The organism is Lactiplantibacillus paraplantarum, assembly GCF_003641145.1.
Taxonomy (GTDB): domain Bacteria; phylum Bacillota; class Bacilli; order Lactobacillales; family Lactobacillaceae; genus Lactiplantibacillus; species Lactiplantibacillus paraplantarum.
The window spans coordinates 177715-194579 of the sequence record NZ_CP032744.1 but is presented as its reverse complement, the minus strand read 5'-3'; the positions used below and the strand labels follow the sequence as shown (position 1 = coordinate 194579).

Genomic DNA, 16865 nt, shown 5'->3' with positions numbered 1-16865 from the left:
AATTCATGACAATCACAACTGATGTCGACCTAGTCCAGACTGGATTAGCGCACTTAATTCACCACACCCGTAAACAAATCGAATCATTGACAAAAGCACTAGAACACTTACCTGATGCCAGTGATTTGCAAGTAAAGGGCACGTTATTAAAGACATACGCCAGTCAGATCGACGGTCATCACCACTTCGTTGAATTACCTGACTACCAACATTTTGGTCAACAACTCAGTATTAAGCTCGATATTAAAAAATCAATTATGGAAAATGCCGAAGATTATTTTCATCGGTATCGCAAAAGTAAACGCGGTCAAGCAACCGTCCAGCAAAACCTGGCAAATGCTCAAGCAGCATTACAACATCAACTAGCTACACAAGCAGCGTTTGACCCTGATAATCCACAAGCGGTCGCAACCCTTAAACAAACCTTGATTGCTACGGGCGCGATCCATACTCACGTCCTACATTCATCTAAGGCTCCAACCCCTGCCCATCCACGCCGTTTCTACACCCACGACCATGTACTAGTAGAGGTCGGTAAGAATAGTCGTCAAAATGACCACCTGACATTGACGGCCCGTAAAGATTATTACTGGATGCATGCTGGTGGTGAGATTCCCGGCTCACATGTAGTCATTCACAGTAATCACCCGAGTGAGCAGACATTGCAAGAAGCCGCTGTATTGACGGCCTACTACAGCAAGGGGCGCGACTTGAACCGAGTTCCCGTTGACGTGCTTACCGTTGGCCAGATGCGCAAGCCTAAGGGCGCTAAGGCTGGACTCGTTACCTTCAGTGGCCCTGCACGCACCATTACCGTTGTCCCTGATGCTGCTTTAGCTACCGAGTTACGTGACCAGGAGGACCTTCAACATGACCCCGATTGAGACATATATTGCTAACACCCCTCAGGCTTATCAGCATCAATTAACCGTCCTGAGACAAACCATTGTGGCCATCTTGCCTGAAGCACAAGAGCAGCTGAAGTACCAGATGCCGACCTTTTATTGGCACGAAAACGTCATTCATTTTGCGTTATTTAAGCACCATTTTGGCCTATACCCAACACCAAGTGCCATCGATGCTTTTCATGATCAGTTAATCGATTATAAAACTAGTAAAGGGGCCGTCCAATTTCCACTGGATCAGCCCCTACCACTTGAATTGATTACTGCCATTACCAAATTTCGTCGTCACGAAATCATGACCAAATACGACCTCTAGGATTACCGCTGCCACCAAGACTGTTTAAGAAAATCAATGGCGGTGACGTCACTCAAAGCAATCGGCTTAACAACGCCCGCTTGTTGATTCAAAAAAAGCTGCTGGTCGTCCACAGCTGCAATCAAGCCACTAGGTTGGTGACCATCACTTAAAGTTAATCGGACCACGCAGTTTAACTCATAAGCTTGCAATAACGACGCTTCAATTGGTTTCAGCTGTTCCATTAGATCACCTCATCGAAATAGTAGCTCCATCATAGCACACTTTTAGAACGTACGTTCGATAAAAACTATTACATTTTGATGACGTTGATATACCGGTTATTTGTAATAATCAGCAATTCCGCGGGCCAACTAATTAAGCCGTTAACTACCGGAGTTGCCGAACATTCACTCAGATTGCTTTAAAATCACCCGGATTCAGTTTGTCTTCAGTTAGCGGCAACACAGAATTTATTATCATATTGTTTGCATAATCGAGCTAAAAAAGTAACACTCAAAGACGTCAGTCACGTTTGACCCATAATTCATCATGAAGCTTAACGGCCACTCACTAGCATTACGAATGCTAGTGAGTGGCCGTTACCATTGTGTTGATGAAACTTACTGCAAAATCGCGGTAATCGCTTTAACTTCATCATCACTAAAGGTTAAATTATTTGTCGCTTCAAGATTCGCGTGCAAATGATCAATACTGGTCGTACCGATAATGACACTGGTAACGATTTGTGACCGCAGTAACCAAGCTAATGCCATCTGCGCTAAGGTTTGGCCCCGTTGTTGAGCAATTTGATTCAAGTCATTCAACTGCTTGACCACATTAGTCATCCCCTGATCAAACAAATATTTATTTGTCCGATGAATCGGAAAGTCAGCCGGAATGCCTCGCAAGTAACGCTGCGTCAATAGCCCTTCAGCTAATGGACCATATGCCACTAATCCCGCATTATGCTGACCTAAATAATCAATCAAACCCGTTGCCTGAGCTTGTTGGTTCAGCATATTATATGAATATTGATTGACCGTAAACGGCGTATGCATTTCATTAAAATATTTAATCATCGTCGCCGTCTGCTCTCGGTCATAATTTGAAATTCCCACATACAGCGCCTTGCCTTGTCGTACCAATTGATCAAGAGCTGCAGCTGTTTCACGTAAATCAATATTAGGATCTGGGCGATGTGAATAAAAAATATCCACGTAATCTAAGTGCATCTGTTTGAGGCTGCGATCCAGCGAACTAATCAAAGTCTTGCGCGAGCCAAAAGCCCCATATGGTCCCGGCCATGCTGGATATCCAGCTTTAGTCGTAATCACTAATTCATCGCGGTATGGCTTCAAATCTCGTTGCATGATTTGTCCAAAAGTCCGTTCAGCTGATCCCTTCGACGGTCCATAATTGTTTGCTAAATCAAAGCTAAAAACACCATGATCAAAAGCATCTAACACCACTTCTCGTGAATTAGCAAATGGTGCTTCATCGCCAAAATTGCGCCATAACCCTAACGAGACCACCGGTAATTGTAACCCAGTCTTACCTACTCGCCGAATTGGTAATCCATCATAGCGCGTTGATGCTGCTGAATATGTCATCATTACTCACCCCATCTAATTTTTAAATACTATTTATATTATACCGCGCCTGCATTATTGGCACGGATCAAACGCTTATGATTACAAAAAAGGTGGTCCTCGCCATTGCTAGGACCACCTCACTTAGGAGTTTATATGTGATGTCTGCTGTTGCTGCCTGAATCGACCTTGATTTGAAATAAAGTTCAACAGTATGTGGTTATTTCAAACCAACATCTATTGTAGCCCGGAATGTCCAGTTCGTTAAGTCCGACCCGTTAAAATTGTGTTAACCGATTGTAGTACGCTAAGTACTGTCGACTATGGATGGCATCCACCACAATTTTGGTCACACTAGTATTGGCCGGCTCTGGCAGGCTCATCGGATCACTTGGTTTCAAAACGGCTAAGACCATTGCTTTAACGGTAAATCCGTGTGTCACGACAATGATCCGCTCATCTGGATGTGCTTGAGCTGTTGTTGTCAAGAATGCCTGCACCCGTTGTTGTACTTGTGCAAAGGATTCACCATCCGTAGCAACTTCCACATAACTAGGCAAAACATCCTGCAAAAGCGGATCAAAGTATTGCGGGTAAGCCGCTAACAGGCGCGTATTATCCTGTCCATCCCACTGACCGTATGAAATTTCCAATAATCGCTCATCTAGGCTAATCGGTAGCCCCCGACCTTGATTTAAGATTGCAGCCGTCGCCTGAGTACGATCGAGTGGACTACAAATCAGGCGATCCGCAAAACTAATATCAAACGTATCATGTAAATCCTGCGCTTGTTGCTGACCAATGGGATTCAAATGTGTAATCGCCGTATTGATCGTACCTTGTTTTAAATTTTGAGCATTAGCCGTTGTTTGACCATGTCGTACCACGTAAAAGGTTGTCATCGTGCGCCTCCAAGATTAAATTGTTATTAATTATACTGATTGTGTCACAGTTTTTTCTCATTATCCAGCTTGACAAACCACAAAGTGCTTGCTAAATTAGTACCAACGCAATTAACCTACTGGCGCTAATGCCAGTTTAACGAAAGGGAGTCGTACTGATGATTTTATTTAAGCATATCAATCATAATATCAGTTCCTCCTGGTCTACACACCTATCTGTGTTGGCCTAATTTTGCGTATGCAAATCAGCCCGAACACGGATGTTAAAACATTCGCTACCGGGTGCAATTGCTTAAACTTGCTATTACTCGTCCTGGTAGTCGAATCTGACTGCGAGGACTTTTTATATTACCCTAATTAATCAATTGAAAGCGAGGATCTTATATGTCAATTTATAATTTTTCTGCCGGCCCCGCCGTCTTACCACAGCCAGTCATCGCTCAAATTCAAGCGGAATTGCCATCATTTCAAGATTCCGGCATGAGTATTTTAGAAATATCACACCGCTCTAATTTATTCGAACAAGTCCTACACGATGCTGAACAAGACCTTAGAGATTTGCTGACGATTCCTGACAATTATCACGTACTCTTCTTTCAAGGTGGCGGCACACTACAGTTTACAGCTGCCCCACTTAATCTGGCACGTCATCATCGCATCGGGTTACTTGACAGTGGTCACTGGGCACAACGCGCCGCTGCAGAAGCCGAACGGGTTGGCACAAAGGTCCATGTTCTAGCCAGTGGTGCCGAGACAAACTTTAAACAACTACCAATTTTAGCACGGCCAGTTGATCAAAATCTCGATTATGTTCATCTGACAACTAATAATACTATCGAAGGGACGATGACGACCGCCTTGCCTAATACGGGGCGCGTACCACTTGCTGCTGATATGTCATCGAATTTCTTAGGTGAGTCCTACCAAGTAAGTGATTTCGGACTGATCTTTGCCGGTGCCCAGAAGAACCTTGGCCCAGCCGGTCTAACAATTGTGATTGTACGTGATGATCTAATCGGCCACGTTGACAATCTGCCCAGCATGTTGGATTATCAACTATTTGCAGCGAAAAATTCAATGTTCAACACACCACCAGTTTTCGCCATCTACGCGGCAGGACTCGTTCTAAAGTGGCTAAAACAGCAGGGCGGCCTTGATACAATGGTTGCCCGTAACCATGCTAAAGCTGCCTTACTTTACGACTTTTTAGACCAGTCACGACTATTTACTAACCCTGTTAAGACTAGCGATCGATCAACGATGAACGTGCCATTTATCACTGGCAATACCGACCTAGATAATCAAGTTATCCAAGATGCTCAAGAACACGGGTTAGTCAACCTGAAAGGCCATCGCTTAGTAGGCGGGATGCGTGCGAGTCTCTATAATGCCATGCCGCTAGCCGGTGTTCAGGCGCTCGTCGACTACCTAGATAATTTTGAAGCCCATCATCGTTAGGAGGAATACGAATGTATCAAATTAAAACATATAATGCCATTGCTCCGGCCGGACTGAATACTTTTACTGCTGACTACGCTCTTAATCAATCTGAACATCCTGACGCCTACCTAATTCGCTCGGTCAACCTTCATGATGAATCATTACCCACGTCACTCAAGGTAATTGTCCGCGCTGGCGCCGGAGTTAACAACGTTCCGATTAAACAGGCAACTGCTAACGGCACCGCTGTTTTTAATACCCCGGGCAGTAATGCTAACGCCGTTAAGGAACTCATTATTGGACTACTCATCATGGCATCGCGTAACTTATTAGCTGCAACGACTTATTCGGCTCAGCATGCCGAAGCTGATATTTCCCAACGAACCGAACACGACAAAACTCAATTTAACGGCATCGAATTAACAGGTAAAACCCTAGCCGTTATTGGATTAGGCCACGTTGGGTCCTTAGTTGCCAATGCAGCACTGAATCTAGGCATGAATGTAATTGGCTACGACCCTTATCTATCAGCGGATGCCGCTTGGAATATTGCGAAGCAAGTTCAGCGCGCTGCAACGTTACCAGATGCGGTCAAAAATGCTGATTTTGTAACAGTTCACGTCCCTAAGAATGCTGACACCTATCATCTAATTGATGAAAAGGCATTAGCTGCCATGCCAGCAGGCGTACAATTATTTAATTATTCACGACTTGGTATCGTCGACAATACGGCCGTTATTAGCGCGCTAACCACGAAGAAAGTTGCCCACTACTACACGGACTTTGGTGAAACACAGCTTGCCGAGCACCCAGCTGTAACCGTCACACCCCACATCGGCGGATCGACCATCGAGGCTGAAATTAACGGCGCTACCCAAGCAGCCCGCACAATCATGACCTACTTAGAAACTGGCAACGTTCACGCCGCCATCAATTTACCCGATTTAAACGTGCCATTTAACGCCGCTTACCGCTTTACGATCATTCATCAAAATGTACCTAACATGGTAAGTCAAATTACAGCCAAATTAGCAACAGCAAATCTCAACATCGCCACTATGGCTAACGCCGCTAAGAACCAGACTGCTTATACCATTATCGACGTGGATGACCTTCAGCAGCTGTCACAAACCGATTTAATTACTGAATTGAACAAAATTCCAGCAGTTATTCGCGTTCGCCTGCTAAAGCAGAGTGTGAATTTATGAAGACTGAACACTTAACTCATTTAACGCCCCAACAACTCGACCAACTCATGTCGATCTGGTTATCAGGTAATCTAACGGCCCACCCCTTTGTACACACTGGTTACTGGCACGAACAAGCTCCCTTCGTTCGTGCAGCCTTACAAGAAGCTGAAATCATTATCGGATTAGCTGATGATCCCGATGATCGGATTCTTGGTTTTATTGGCTTACAAGCTAATTACATTGCAGGCCTTTTCATTCGTAAAGATGCCCAGCATCAGGGCATTGGCACGGCGTTGTTGACACTGGTTAAAAACAACCATCAATGCTTGCGGCTGAACGTTTACATTGCTAATCGCCAAGCCGTCGCATTTTATCACCACAGTGGCTTCCGCGTTCTCAATCAGACCATTGACCAAGCCACTAATCAGCCGGAATATACTATGCAATGGCAACGTTAGTTTGGTTAATTAAGCTATCACAACTCCCTACAGGTGGTGATAGCTTTTTTTGCTTAATAATTTTAATGATTAAAAAAATAATATTGTATTTAATCTAATTTTAATGTATTCTCATCTGTATATCATAATCATTTGAATTAGGGGGTACATATTATATGCAATGGAAATCATTTGCAACAATCGCAGCAGTAACCGCAACCACTGGGGTCTTATTAGTGGGTTGCGGGCAATCTTCATCTAGTACGAGTAACGCCGGCAATACTACGTCCGAGATGGCCAAGACTCAAGTTCTCAATTGGTCAGAAAACGGCCAGGACTTAACTACCTTAGACCCATCTCTGGCAACCGACGTGATTAGTGGTACCATGATCAGCAACTCCCAAGAAGGGTTATACCGTTTAGGGAAGAATAGTAAGGTCACACCTGGAATTGCCACCAAGACCACTGTTTCTAGTGATAAAAAAACTTACACATTTACGCTACGCAAAAATGCTAAGTGGAGTAACGGCGACCAAGTGACCGCTAAAGATTTCGTCTATGGTTGGCGGCGAACTGTCAATCCTAAAACTGCCTCGCAGTACGCTTACTTGTATTCCGGCATTAAAAATGCTGATAAGATTGTCAGTGGTAAGGCCAAGGCTAGTACGTTAGGTATCAAGGCCGATGGTAAGTATAAGTTAACCGTAACGCTTGATAAACCAATGCAATACTTTAAATTATTAATGGGCTTCGTCGTATTCTTCCCGCAAAACCAACATGCCGTTGAAAAATACGGGAAGGATTACGGGACTAGTTCTAGCAAAATGGTCTACGATGGTCCGTTCAAGATGACCGGTTGGAAGGGTACCAACTCAACTTGGGCGCTTAAGCGTAATACTAATTATTGGGATAAAAAGCACGTTTACTTAACCAAAATTAACGATCAAGTTGTCAAATCAACTACAACTGCTTTCAATCTTTTCCAAAGCAACAAACTTGATATGGCAACCCTCTCTGGACAACAAGTTAAAAATGAAAAGAATAATTCTAAGTTAGTAATCCGTAAATCTTCCCGTTTGAATTATTTGGAATTCAATCAAAAGAAAGTTAAGTTACTTGCTAATAAAAAGATTCGTCAAGCAATGTCGTTGACGCTCAACCGTAAACAATTAGTCAATGATGTTCTAGGTGACGGTTCAGTTACACCTAAAGGTTTTGTCACCACTGGTCTAGCAACTGATCCCACTACTGGTAAAGATTTCGCAACTGAAAACACGGTCAAATCCTCGGTGACCCAAGATACTGCTAAAGCTAAAAAGCTTTGGCAACAAGGCTTGAAAGAAACCGGTAAAAAATCGGTTACTTTGACCTTGACGCATGACGATACTGACCAGATGAAGGCTCTTGCCGAATACGTTCAGGGGCAACTAGAAAAAGAGCTCCCCGGACTGAAAGTTCAAAGTGTCACGGTACCATACAAAACAAGAATTTCTCGAGAAATTGCTGGTAACTTCCAATTGGTCATCTCCGCATGGCAAGCTGATTTTGCCGATCCAATTTCCGATCTCGGTATCATGACGTCAACTAACGACTACAACTTTGGCAAGTGGACCAATAAGACTTATGATCAAGCAATTGATACGGCCAATAGCACGACTAGCACAACCAAACGTTGGCAAGCACTAGCCACTGCCGCTGAAACATTGGGGACTGACCAAGGTGTTGCACCACTTTCACAAAATGTCATTGCTCAGATGGTTAACCCCAAATTGAAAGGACTTATTTACAACACAGCCGGCATCAACTATAACTTTAAGAGTGCCTACATGGCCAAATAAGTGCTATCGTATAAGCAACTTGCATATTATGTCGGTTAATCAAATACATCATTAAATTAATTTAACAACGTAAAGGTATCGTAGCAATAGTTACGATACTTTTTTGACTATTTTCCAAACTAGTTGCTGTTAATTACCTTAATTATTAGAATTCAATCTTTGATTTTAATCTTACTTTAATGTATCCTCGTGACCATTCAAGTTGGGGGGAAGTTTTAATATGAAATGGAAAGTAATATTGACAACTGCGACTGCTGCAGCAACAACTGGGCTTTTACTGGCGGCCTGTAGTCAAAGTCAGACTAAAACAGATAATGCTGGCAACTTACACACGGGGATGGCACAAAAACAAGTCTTGAATTGGTCCGAAAATGGTTCCGAGTTAACAACTCTAGATACATCACTAGTCACCGATTCCATTAGTGCCAATATGATCAACAACACGATGGAAGGACTATACCGCATCGGTGCCAATAATAAGATTACACCGGGAATTGCAACACACACGGTCATTTCTAAGGATAAGAAAACCTATACCTTTACACTCCGAAAAAACGCCAAGTGGAGTAATGGCGATCCCGTAACTGCACAAGACTTTGTCTACAGCTGGCGGCGAACCATCAATCCAAAAACCGCGTCCCAATACGCCTATCTTTATTCCGGTATCAAAAATGCTGACCAAATCACTAATGGTAAAGCCAAAGTGGCTAGTTTAGGTATCAAGGCCGATAGCAAATATAAGCTGACCGTGACGCTTGATAAACCACTAGCCTACTTCAAACTGCTAATGGGCTTCGCGATCTTCTTCCCACAAAACCAACACGCTGTTCAGAAATATGGCAAGGGCTACGGCACAACTGCCACCAAGATGGTCTATGACGGTCCCTTCACCATGCAGGGATGGAAAGGAACAAATACGACCTGGACTTTAAACCGCAATCCTAAATATTGGGACAAGCAACACGTTTACTTAGAAAAGATCAATGACCAAGTCGTTAAATCAACTACGACTGGCTTCAACTTGTTCCAAAGCAATAAACTCGATATGGCAACGTTAAGTGGTGAACAAGTTAAAAACGAGAAGAACAACCCCAAGTTAGTGCTCCGCAAGACATCCAGACTAAATTATTTGGAATTTAATCAGAAGAAGGTTCCCGCGTTAGCCAATGCTAAGCTACGGCAAGCCATGTCCTTGACTATTGATCGGCACCAACTCGTTTCAAATGTATTAGCCGATGGTTCAGCAGTACCAAAGGGATTCGTTACTACTGGTCTCGCCACTGATCCAGCTACTAATGAGGACTTTGCAACTGAAAACACTGTTACTGAAGCAGTTGCTCAGAATAACGCTAAAGCCAAGCAATTATGGACTGAAGGACTAAAAGAAGTTGGCAAAAAATCGTTAACCTTAACACTGACACATGATAATATTGATCAAACTAAAGAAATTGCCGAATATGTTCAAGGGCAGCTAGAAAAGGAACTCCCTGGCTTAAAAATCACTGATGTGACCTTGCCATTTAAAAACCGGCTGGCTCGTGAAACTTCCGGTGATTTTCAACTAGCTATCTCTGGCTGGCAAGCTGACTTTGCCGATCCTATTTCTGATCTCGGCATTCTCACTTCAACAAATGATTATAATTTTGGCAAGTGGAAGAACACCGACTATGATGCGGCCGTCAAGCAGGCTGAACAAGCTACTAACCAAACGGTACGTTGGACTGCATTAGGCAAAGCCGAAAAAATAATCGGTACTGATGAATGTGTCGCGCCATTAACCCAAGCAACAATTGCACAAATGGTCAATCCTAAGCTAAAAGGCCTGATTTACAATACTTCTGGTACAAACTACAATTTCAAAAATGCTTACATGGCTAAATAAGATATCATCATCACTCATAAACGCTCACTAGCCGTTGCTAGCGAGCGTTTTTTATATGGCTAGCATATATTTTTAGAATATGTAAAATTATGTTTAAATATTGACAAAATTATATAAAAAGTTTTTAATTAAGTTAAATGAAAGCAGTTCCAAATATGACTTAACTATGTAAAGGAAGCGTGATGGCATGAATATTGAGCTTTTCATTGCCCGTCGCAAAGCCCTCGGACTTTCTCAAAAAGCCCTTGCAGACGGCATTTGTACTCAGGCGACACTAAGCAAGTTTGAAAACAACGGCAAGGCTCCCGCGATACGAATCGTTGCCCAGCTTTGTCAGCGACTAAACCTGCAATTAGAAGATGTCTTTCCAACTGAACGTGTGGCCGATGCCGCCGTTTTAAAAGTCTTGGAACAAGTTGAATTCGATCTGATTACGACAGAGTATCAGGATGCTGAAGTCCAGCTTGAAAAAGTAGCGGATATGCCGCGTCACGACCGTGAAACAAAATTACAATACTGCTACCTAAAAGGTTACGTTGCGGCACTTAATCACCATCCAATTAGCGATGTCATTTTTAATTTTGACCAAATCATTACCGATTTAGATGAAAGCCACATTACAATCTATACACAATTGGCCTATTGTGGCATTGGGATTGCCTATCAACAGAATAAAGATAACGATAAGGCCCAATATTACTTTGAAAAAGTTCGGCACGCCCTGCCAAACTTACCACTAGAAACGACTGCCAGTGTCTGGCGTGTAATCAATCTGGCTTATTACACTGGCGCTTTTTATGCCAATATTGGTGACACGCCTCGCAGTCTTCAACTGCTTGACTATGGGATTGAAATTTGTGCTCGCTTCCACGTAACTTACTATGCGGCTCGCATTAAATTCTTACAAGCCCAGCTAACCGAAGATCCCGCTAAAATTCACGAGTATTTAAATGATGCCGCTGCCCTTGCCAGAATGAACAATAACCGGCAATTGCTTAAGAATATTTCAAGTTATTCAAATTCTCACTAATTTACGGTGAAATAATTGCATTTTGTTAATAAGTCGCCTAAACTGCAAGTATTCAAAGACGAGTGCTTACAACTATTGAGGAGGTCTTGCCCATGTTATTAGCAGGTTTATTAGCAGCAGCTGGATTAGCTGCGGTTGCTGGAGTTGTTGTTGGCAACCGAGTGCCCGCTGCTCAACCAGTCAGAATCAAGCATGACCAACGAACATCTCAAAATCGTCGGTAATGTGCGCCGTTTATCAATGGTATAAATAAAGGCTACTGGAAACTATACAGTTTCAGTAGCCTTTTTGTTTAATTAAAACGTCGTTGACGAATAACAACTGTTAGTCCTAGCAATAGCCAGCCTAAAATCATAAGCCAATCCATCGATTGTTCACTAGTCTGTGGCAATTGTTGCGCCGACTTTCGATTAGTTGCTTTAGCCACTGATTTAGAAGTTGCTACTAGTTGCGTTGGCCGTCCTAACGTTTTCGTTAGTTGAGTCATGGCAACTAAATTAGATTGCTTAGCTAACTTAGCCGCCTCAATCTTCGTTGTAACAATCTGATTTAAATTTGTTTCCTTATCAGTGTGGCCCGGCAACACCGGTTCACTTGGTTCGTTTGGTTCGCTCGGTTCACTTGGTTCACTCGGCTCGCTTGGTTCACTCGGTTCGCTCGGTTCACTCGGCTCGCTTGGTTCACTTGGCTCACTCGGCTCACTTGGTTCGCTCGGTTCACTTGGTTCACTCGGCTCGCTTGGTTCACTCGGTTCGCTCGGTTCACTCGGCTCGCTTGGTTCACTTGGCTCACTCGGCTCACTTGGTTCACTCGGTTCACTTGGCTCACTTGGTTCACTTGGTTCACTTGGCTCGCTTGGTTCACTTGGTTCGCTCGGTTCGCTCGGCTCGCTCGGCTCGCTTGGTTCGCTCGGTTCACTCGGCTCGACCTCGTCAGTAAAAACTAACTGACCTTGATACGTGCTCTGTTCATCCAACACGACCACTTGCGCTTGCGTATTGATCAAGTAACCATCCGGCGCTTGAATTTCGCTGACCGTATAGGTTCCTTGTACGAGACCTGTGAGCTGTGCCTGACCAGTCGCATCCGTCGTCAATTGTGCAACCAGCGTTCCAGCAGCATTTTTCACCGCAAAAACCGCTCCGGCTAACCGATTAGCACCACTCGAATCCGTCTTGACCACCGTTAATTTTCCGGTTTGATACGTATTCGTTAGCGTCACCGTCTCATCACTAGTTGTTTGACTACTGATATAGCCGGTAATAGCGGTTTCGGTCACCGTATAAGTGTACGTGTTGCCATTAACATCCGTCACATCTAAATCACTGAAGGTGCCCGTATAGCCATTTGCTGACGTCAATTGCAAGGTCTGATAGGCTTGACCATTGCGTTGTAACGTCACTTCGACGGTCGGTGTTTGCACACCGACTGGCACGTCAGCCCAAACCTTGTTAACAGTAAGTGTTGTCTTGGCAATCCGTTGGTCAACCACACGTCCTGTGACCACGTTGGCCGTTGCTTGTGCTGCAGATACCGTGAAGACATGTTTGCCCATGTCGATCTGGTAGCCACTCGGAGCCGCCGTCTCAACTAACATATACGTCCCCGCCGACAAGTTGCCGATACGTAGCTGTCCAGCTGAATCGGTCACCAAATCAGTCCGAAGTACCGTACCCGTGCTATCCTCTAGTTGATAAGTGGCACCAGCAACTGACTGGCCATCACCATCAGTTTTAGTGATAACCAAACTATAACTTTGAATGTCATCACTGGCAGTTCCAGAACCACCAAATCTAACGGCCGCGTTCGACTGTTCGCTCTTTGGTTCGCCTGTCGAACTGCCTTCATTGGGATCAGTCGCATCTCCAGTGACAGGTGCATACGTTACACCCGCATTATTGGTGTACGTGTGTCCCGCGATCAGGCCAACTTCATAAAATATATTGACCGCTGTATCTAATTGGTCAATATTAATTGTCATTTGCTGTCCCACTACCGTCACGCTTACTTGTGGTGTTGATACCCCATCAGCGTAAGTAAACTGCTGAGTCGCAAAATCATAAGTTCCCAATGCCGCGTCTTTAACAAAGGCGCCGTCAGTATAATGACCAGTTTCCAACGTCATGGTACCTTCGTGCGTTTGATAAAGCCCCAGCTGGTCGACAATCGCAACTTGCTGCCACTTCGCACTGTTAATGTTTGCGACAACTTGCCAGATCATTTTGGTAGGATTACCATCGGCATCTAAACTATTACTATCTGCCCAACCAACCTTATTAATACCAACCGTATTGCTTCCAGTTGTCGCGCTAGTCCCAGTGACATAAAACGTTAAGTTTCCTTGACGATTGTAGCCATCACTAGTTGCAAAATAATCATTAAAAGTCAGTGTCCCGGTTTGACTACCAGTTTCAGCCGTAAAAGTTCCGACAACTGTTCCATCTGATTTTTTGACATCAATATGCTGAGTACCATTGGTAAAGACAACATTCTCAGGCAAAGTCACTGTTGCTGTACTGCCAGCAGTCACCTCAACACCATCGGCTATCGACCAATGGTACTTCGCAATATAGTTTGCATACAAGCTCAATACGTCCGTAGCACTATACGTGACACCATTGTCGTCAGTCACCGTTGCGTCGGTGGCATCAAGCCCCTTAATAGCGACCGTTGCTCGTTGTGCTAAACTGCGAAGACTAGTCCGACTCAACTTGGATAGCATCGCCGCAGACGCAGTTGACTGATTCGTAATAGTAGACGTTGAGGCCGAATCTTTTTGACTGGTCACAACACCACTGTACATATTGGTCGTTTGTTGCTGATTCTGTGTCGCTGCTTGTTCGTTACTTGCCTTCACACCAGCCGCTTGTTGGGCTACTTGGTTAGTAGCTGTTGCCCGGGACGTCGCTGTCGTATCAGTACTGTCCGTTGTTTGGGTAACTGCCGCAACCGAAGTCGTTTGACTAGTGTCCGTTGTGGTCGATGATTGGGCTGATGACTCAGACGCTGTGACCGCTTTGCTAGTCGCCGTTTCCGTAACAGCACCAGTTGCTGTTTTTTTCGTACTGCTACTGCTACTGCTACTGCTACTGCTACTGCTACTGCTACTGCTACTGCTACTGCTACTGCTACTGCTACTGCTCGTAGTTTGTTGCAACACCACGTGATTGGCAAGGGTACTCGAACCAGAAGTTTGAGTTGTTTCAGTAGTGGTTGCGGTGGCCGTATCCGCCGCATTCGCCGTTTGGTTTGTCACAACCAACGTCAACATGGCGGCCGTCCCCATTATCCAAGTCTTGAAATCGATTAATCGCATTATATTCCCCCCCTTCCTTATATAAGTTGAAACTTTTAAACCGATTATACACCTTAATTATAAACCACATTTTTCAAATTTGAATACCCTTTTTCACAAAAATTATCGCCCACTGGTGGCAGTTGCGCACTAGTAATATTTATCTCAAAAAAATGATTACATCTATATAACTTTTATTTATGTACACTTAATTAATTTACTGACATATCGGCATTTAAAAGACACGTATGGCAATTAGTATTATAATATTTTATATAAAAGTTGTTTTTCGTTAACTCTGGTGAGTTCCAGATAGCCGTTAGCTAATTAATACAGATCTAACTAATTGTGATCAGTCGAAATAATGACATTCGTTTCATTTATAATTTAAACCCATTAACTGCTTTAGTTGCTTGTCAACTAATTATCGCAGAAAACGGGGTATATTAACGCTACCGAAGACACATAGACCAATTTTTTATTTATCAGTCGATATATAACAGCACCTTAACTGATAAGTATTTTTTATACCCCTATTAATAATAGTTTACGTTAACTTACAGGCTTCTCAAACTGCATAATATTTACTTATCGCTTTAGCCCTTTAACCTTTATTCTCAACTGATTGCCAACTAAGTAGTATGACTTTTTTCTGGCGGTTATTCAGAACGACCGACGCGTAATAATAATTAAAGCAATGTGGCAGCCCTTTAACTGATAAAATTATATAATGCCTCGAAACCTAATTTACCGGCAACACTGCATATGTACCAATTACCACCATGAGCCTTATTAATAATCATTATAGTTTAAGTGCGTTAACTATTTTGCAAATTAATTTTCGCGAATTATCCTGACACTATTCGTTATAACAATGGTATGATTAACATGACATATAATAACCAGCTTTAATCAATCAGTCGGAGCCTGCTTACCTGCGACTATTAATTGCGCAACCAACATTAATATTTTATGGAGGCTACATTTTTCATGAACATTAAAGACTTGTATTACTTCCAACGCTTAATCAGCACCCAGAGCTATACGCAAACAGCTGCTGATTTTCACGTTAGCCAACCCACAATCTCCCAAGCAATTAAACGACTTGAACGTCATTTTCAAGTGACACTGTTCTTTCGCCAAGCAAAGACCAAAGCCTTAGTGTTAACGCCTAGTGGTCAGCAACTATTGCTCGCAGCCAACGACATTATCAATAACTGGCAACACGTCAACGAATCAATCAGTCACTTACGTCAACACACGCTGCGGTTTGGTATCGAACCATCTGTCAGTGAACATTACTTGCCAGCGCTGACAAAACCAATTATTGAACAGGACCTGCTCAATAGCGTTCACACCGTTGAGATGGGCGCTAACCAGCTTGTCAAACAAGTCTTAGCCGGCCAACTGGACTTAGCCATCAGTGGTAACTTGGATCAAACATTGGATGAACGGCTAGCAGTAACGCCATTACGGCCTTTTAAATTCCGTATTCTCGCTAATCCTGAGCATCCCCTAGCAAAGTCTGAACACCCGACTTTTGCAGAAGCACTAAAGTCTCCTTTTGTACTGCTTAATGCAACTTACTTAAATAAACTGGTCTTCCGGCAACTCGCTGAACAGCTTTCGATCGAACCCCAAGTTCTCTTCGAATCTGATAGCAGCACCTTGATCAAGGGCTTGGTTAAGGAGAACCTGGCGCTAGGCTTCATTTCCGACATCACGGCCCCCAGCGACGATAAAGACGATGATCTCGTTGAGATTCCTTTCGACGACGTTCAGGTTCCTAGCGTACACATCAATTTGATTCGTCGCGCACATCAATTTCCGATTGGCCTGGTTAAACAGGTTATCGATATTATTGAAAAAACGTTTGCGGCTGACAATGCCGAACAAAAATCTTAACCACTAACTTGATGACACCCATACATGTACCTAATAAGAACGCCCGGCCTATCCATAATAATAGGTCGGGCGTTCTTATTAGGGCACATTTTTGACTAAATAACCACTCTTGAATTCTCATGATCGACTCGCACTTGTAATCACATCACTGCCG

At 43.5% G+C, this 16865-nt stretch carries 14 protein-coding genes; 10 read left to right on the top strand and 4 right to left on the bottom strand.

The features are described 5' to 3' along the window. The first annotated feature begins 5 nt into the window (after positions 1–5). Positions 6–884 carry an NFACT family protein gene (locus LP667_RS00855; protein ID WP_021730493.1) on the top strand — a complete coding sequence of 293 codons (879 nt, stop codon included), beginning with the start codon at positions 6–8 and terminating at the stop codon, positions 882–884. After that, positions 871–1221 (top strand): iron chaperone, encoded by a 351-nt coding sequence (locus LP667_RS00850; RefSeq protein WP_021730492.1) that lies wholly within the window; start codon positions 871–873, stop codon positions 1219–1221. The genes LP667_RS00855 and LP667_RS00850 overlap by 14 nt, the downstream gene beginning before the upstream one ends. A 2-nt stretch (positions 1222–1223) precedes the next feature. On the opposite strand, the gene LP667_RS00845 is transcribed toward LP667_RS00850, so the two are convergent. The 3 genes from LP667_RS00845 to LP667_RS00835 all read right to left on the bottom strand — a co-directional run bounded on the left by LP667_RS00845 (position 1224) and on the right by LP667_RS00835 (position 3694). Next, a complete protein-coding gene (locus LP667_RS00845) occupies positions 1224–1445 on the bottom strand; it encodes a hypothetical protein (protein WP_003641799.1) in 222 nt (73 codons plus the stop codon). 378 nt (positions 1446–1823) lie between these two features. Then, positions 1824–2813, bottom strand: a complete 990-nt coding sequence (locus LP667_RS00840) for an aldo/keto reductase (protein WP_033609258.1) — start codon at positions 2811–2813, stop codon at positions 1824–1826. A gap of 257 nt (positions 2814–3070) precedes the next feature. Continuing rightward, positions 3071–3694 (bottom strand): histidine phosphatase family protein, encoded by a 624-nt coding sequence (locus tag LP667_RS00835; RefSeq protein ID WP_021730490.1) that lies wholly within the window; start codon positions 3692–3694, stop codon positions 3071–3073. Between the two features lie 384 nt (positions 3695–4078). On the opposite strand from LP667_RS00835, the gene serC reads away from it, so the two are divergent. The 7 genes from serC to LP667_RS17215 all read left to right on the top strand — a co-directional run bounded on the left by serC (position 4079) and on the right by LP667_RS17215 (position 11735). Further along, on the top strand, positions 4079–5152 hold the full coding sequence (gene serC / locus LP667_RS00830) for a 3-phosphoserine/phosphohydroxythreonine transaminase (protein WP_021730489.1): 1074 nt from the start codon (positions 4079–4081) through the stop codon (positions 5150–5152). 11 nt (positions 5153–5163) lie between these two features. After that, complete coding sequence (locus LP667_RS00825; protein WP_021730488.1) at positions 5164–6342, top strand: phosphoglycerate dehydrogenase; 1179 nt, start codon at positions 5164–5166, stop codon at positions 6340–6342. Beyond that, positions 6339–6782: a GNAT family N-acetyltransferase gene (locus LP667_RS00820; protein WP_021730487.1), complete on the top strand. Its 444-nt coding sequence runs from the start codon at positions 6339–6341 to the stop codon at positions 6780–6782. The genes LP667_RS00825 and LP667_RS00820 overlap by 4 nt, the downstream gene beginning before the upstream one ends. A 155-nt stretch (positions 6783–6937) precedes the next feature. Further along, a complete protein-coding gene (locus LP667_RS00815) occupies positions 6938–8599 on the top strand; it encodes a peptide ABC transporter substrate-binding protein (RefSeq protein ID WP_021730486.1) in 1662 nt (553 codons plus the stop codon). A gap of 220 nt (positions 8600–8819) precedes the next feature. Continuing rightward, on the top strand, positions 8820–10481 hold the full coding sequence (locus LP667_RS00810; RefSeq protein ID WP_021730485.1) for a peptide ABC transporter substrate-binding protein: 1662 nt from the start codon (positions 8820–8822) through the stop codon (positions 10479–10481). 187 nt (positions 10482–10668) lie between these two features. After that, complete coding sequence (locus LP667_RS00805; RefSeq protein WP_021730484.1) at positions 10669–11511, top strand: helix-turn-helix transcriptional regulator; 843 nt, start codon at positions 10669–10671, stop codon at positions 11509–11511. A gap of 92 nt (positions 11512–11603) precedes the next feature. Then, positions 11604–11735 (top strand): hypothetical protein, encoded by a 132-nt coding sequence (locus LP667_RS17215; protein ID WP_021730483.1) that lies wholly within the window; start codon positions 11604–11606, stop codon positions 11733–11735. A 68-nt stretch (positions 11736–11803) separates the two neighbouring features. Here the strand turns inward: LP667_RS17215 and LP667_RS00800 are convergent, their stop codons facing one another. Continuing rightward, positions 11804–14827 (bottom strand): SpaA isopeptide-forming pilin-related protein, encoded by a 3024-nt coding sequence (locus LP667_RS00800; protein ID WP_121018922.1) that lies wholly within the window; start codon positions 14825–14827, stop codon positions 11804–11806. A 969-nt stretch (positions 14828–15796) separates the two neighbouring features. Between LP667_RS00800 and LP667_RS00795 the strand changes: the two genes are divergently transcribed. Then, complete coding sequence (locus tag LP667_RS00795; RefSeq protein WP_056988332.1) at positions 15797–16711, top strand: LysR family transcriptional regulator; 915 nt, start codon at positions 15797–15799, stop codon at positions 16709–16711. Positions 16712–16865 lie beyond the last annotated feature (154 nt).

Excerpts from the sequence above, each read along its gene's own strand:
- LP667_RS00850 (WP_021730492.1), top strand. The coding sequence starts at position 871 with ATGACCCCGATTGAGACATATATTGCTAACACCCCTCAGGCTTATCAG.
- LP667_RS00810 (WP_021730485.1), top strand. The coding sequence starts at position 8,820 with ATGAAATGGAAAGTAATATTGACAACTGCGACTGCTGCAGCAACAACT.
- LP667_RS00800 (WP_121018922.1), bottom strand. The coding sequence starts at position 14,827 with ATGCGATTAATCGATTTCAAGACTTGGATAATGGGGACGGCCGCCATG.
- LP667_RS00815 (WP_021730486.1), top strand. The coding sequence starts at position 6,938 with ATGCAATGGAAATCATTTGCAACAATCGCAGCAGTAACCGCAACCACT.
- LP667_RS00795 (WP_056988332.1), top strand. The coding sequence starts at position 15,797 with ATGAACATTAAAGACTTGTATTACTTCCAACGCTTAATCAGCACCCAG.
- LP667_RS00820 (WP_021730487.1), top strand. The coding sequence starts at position 6,339 with ATGAAGACTGAACACTTAACTCATTTAACGCCCCAACAACTCGACCAA.
- LP667_RS00825 (WP_021730488.1), top strand. The coding sequence starts at position 5,164 with ATGTATCAAATTAAAACATATAATGCCATTGCTCCGGCCGGACTGAAT.
- LP667_RS00840 (WP_033609258.1), bottom strand. The coding sequence starts at position 2,813 with ATGACATATTCAGCAGCATCAACGCGCTATGATGGATTACCAATTCGG.
- LP667_RS00845 (WP_003641799.1), bottom strand. The coding sequence starts at position 1,445 with ATGGAACAGCTGAAACCAATTGAAGCGTCGTTATTGCAAGCTTATGAG.
- LP667_RS00805 (WP_021730484.1), top strand. The coding sequence starts at position 10,669 with ATGAATATTGAGCTTTTCATTGCCCGTCGCAAAGCCCTCGGACTTTCT.
- LP667_RS00835 (WP_021730490.1), bottom strand. The coding sequence starts at position 3,694 with ATGACAACCTTTTACGTGGTACGACATGGTCAAACAACGGCTAATGCT.
- LP667_RS00855 (WP_021730493.1), top strand. The coding sequence starts at position 6 with ATGACAATCACAACTGATGTCGACCTAGTCCAGACTGGATTAGCGCAC.
- LP667_RS17215 (WP_021730483.1), top strand. The coding sequence starts at position 11,604 with ATGTTATTAGCAGGTTTATTAGCAGCAGCTGGATTAGCTGCGGTTGCT.
- serC (WP_021730489.1), top strand. The coding sequence starts at position 4,079 with ATGTCAATTTATAATTTTTCTGCCGGCCCCGCCGTCTTACCACAGCCA.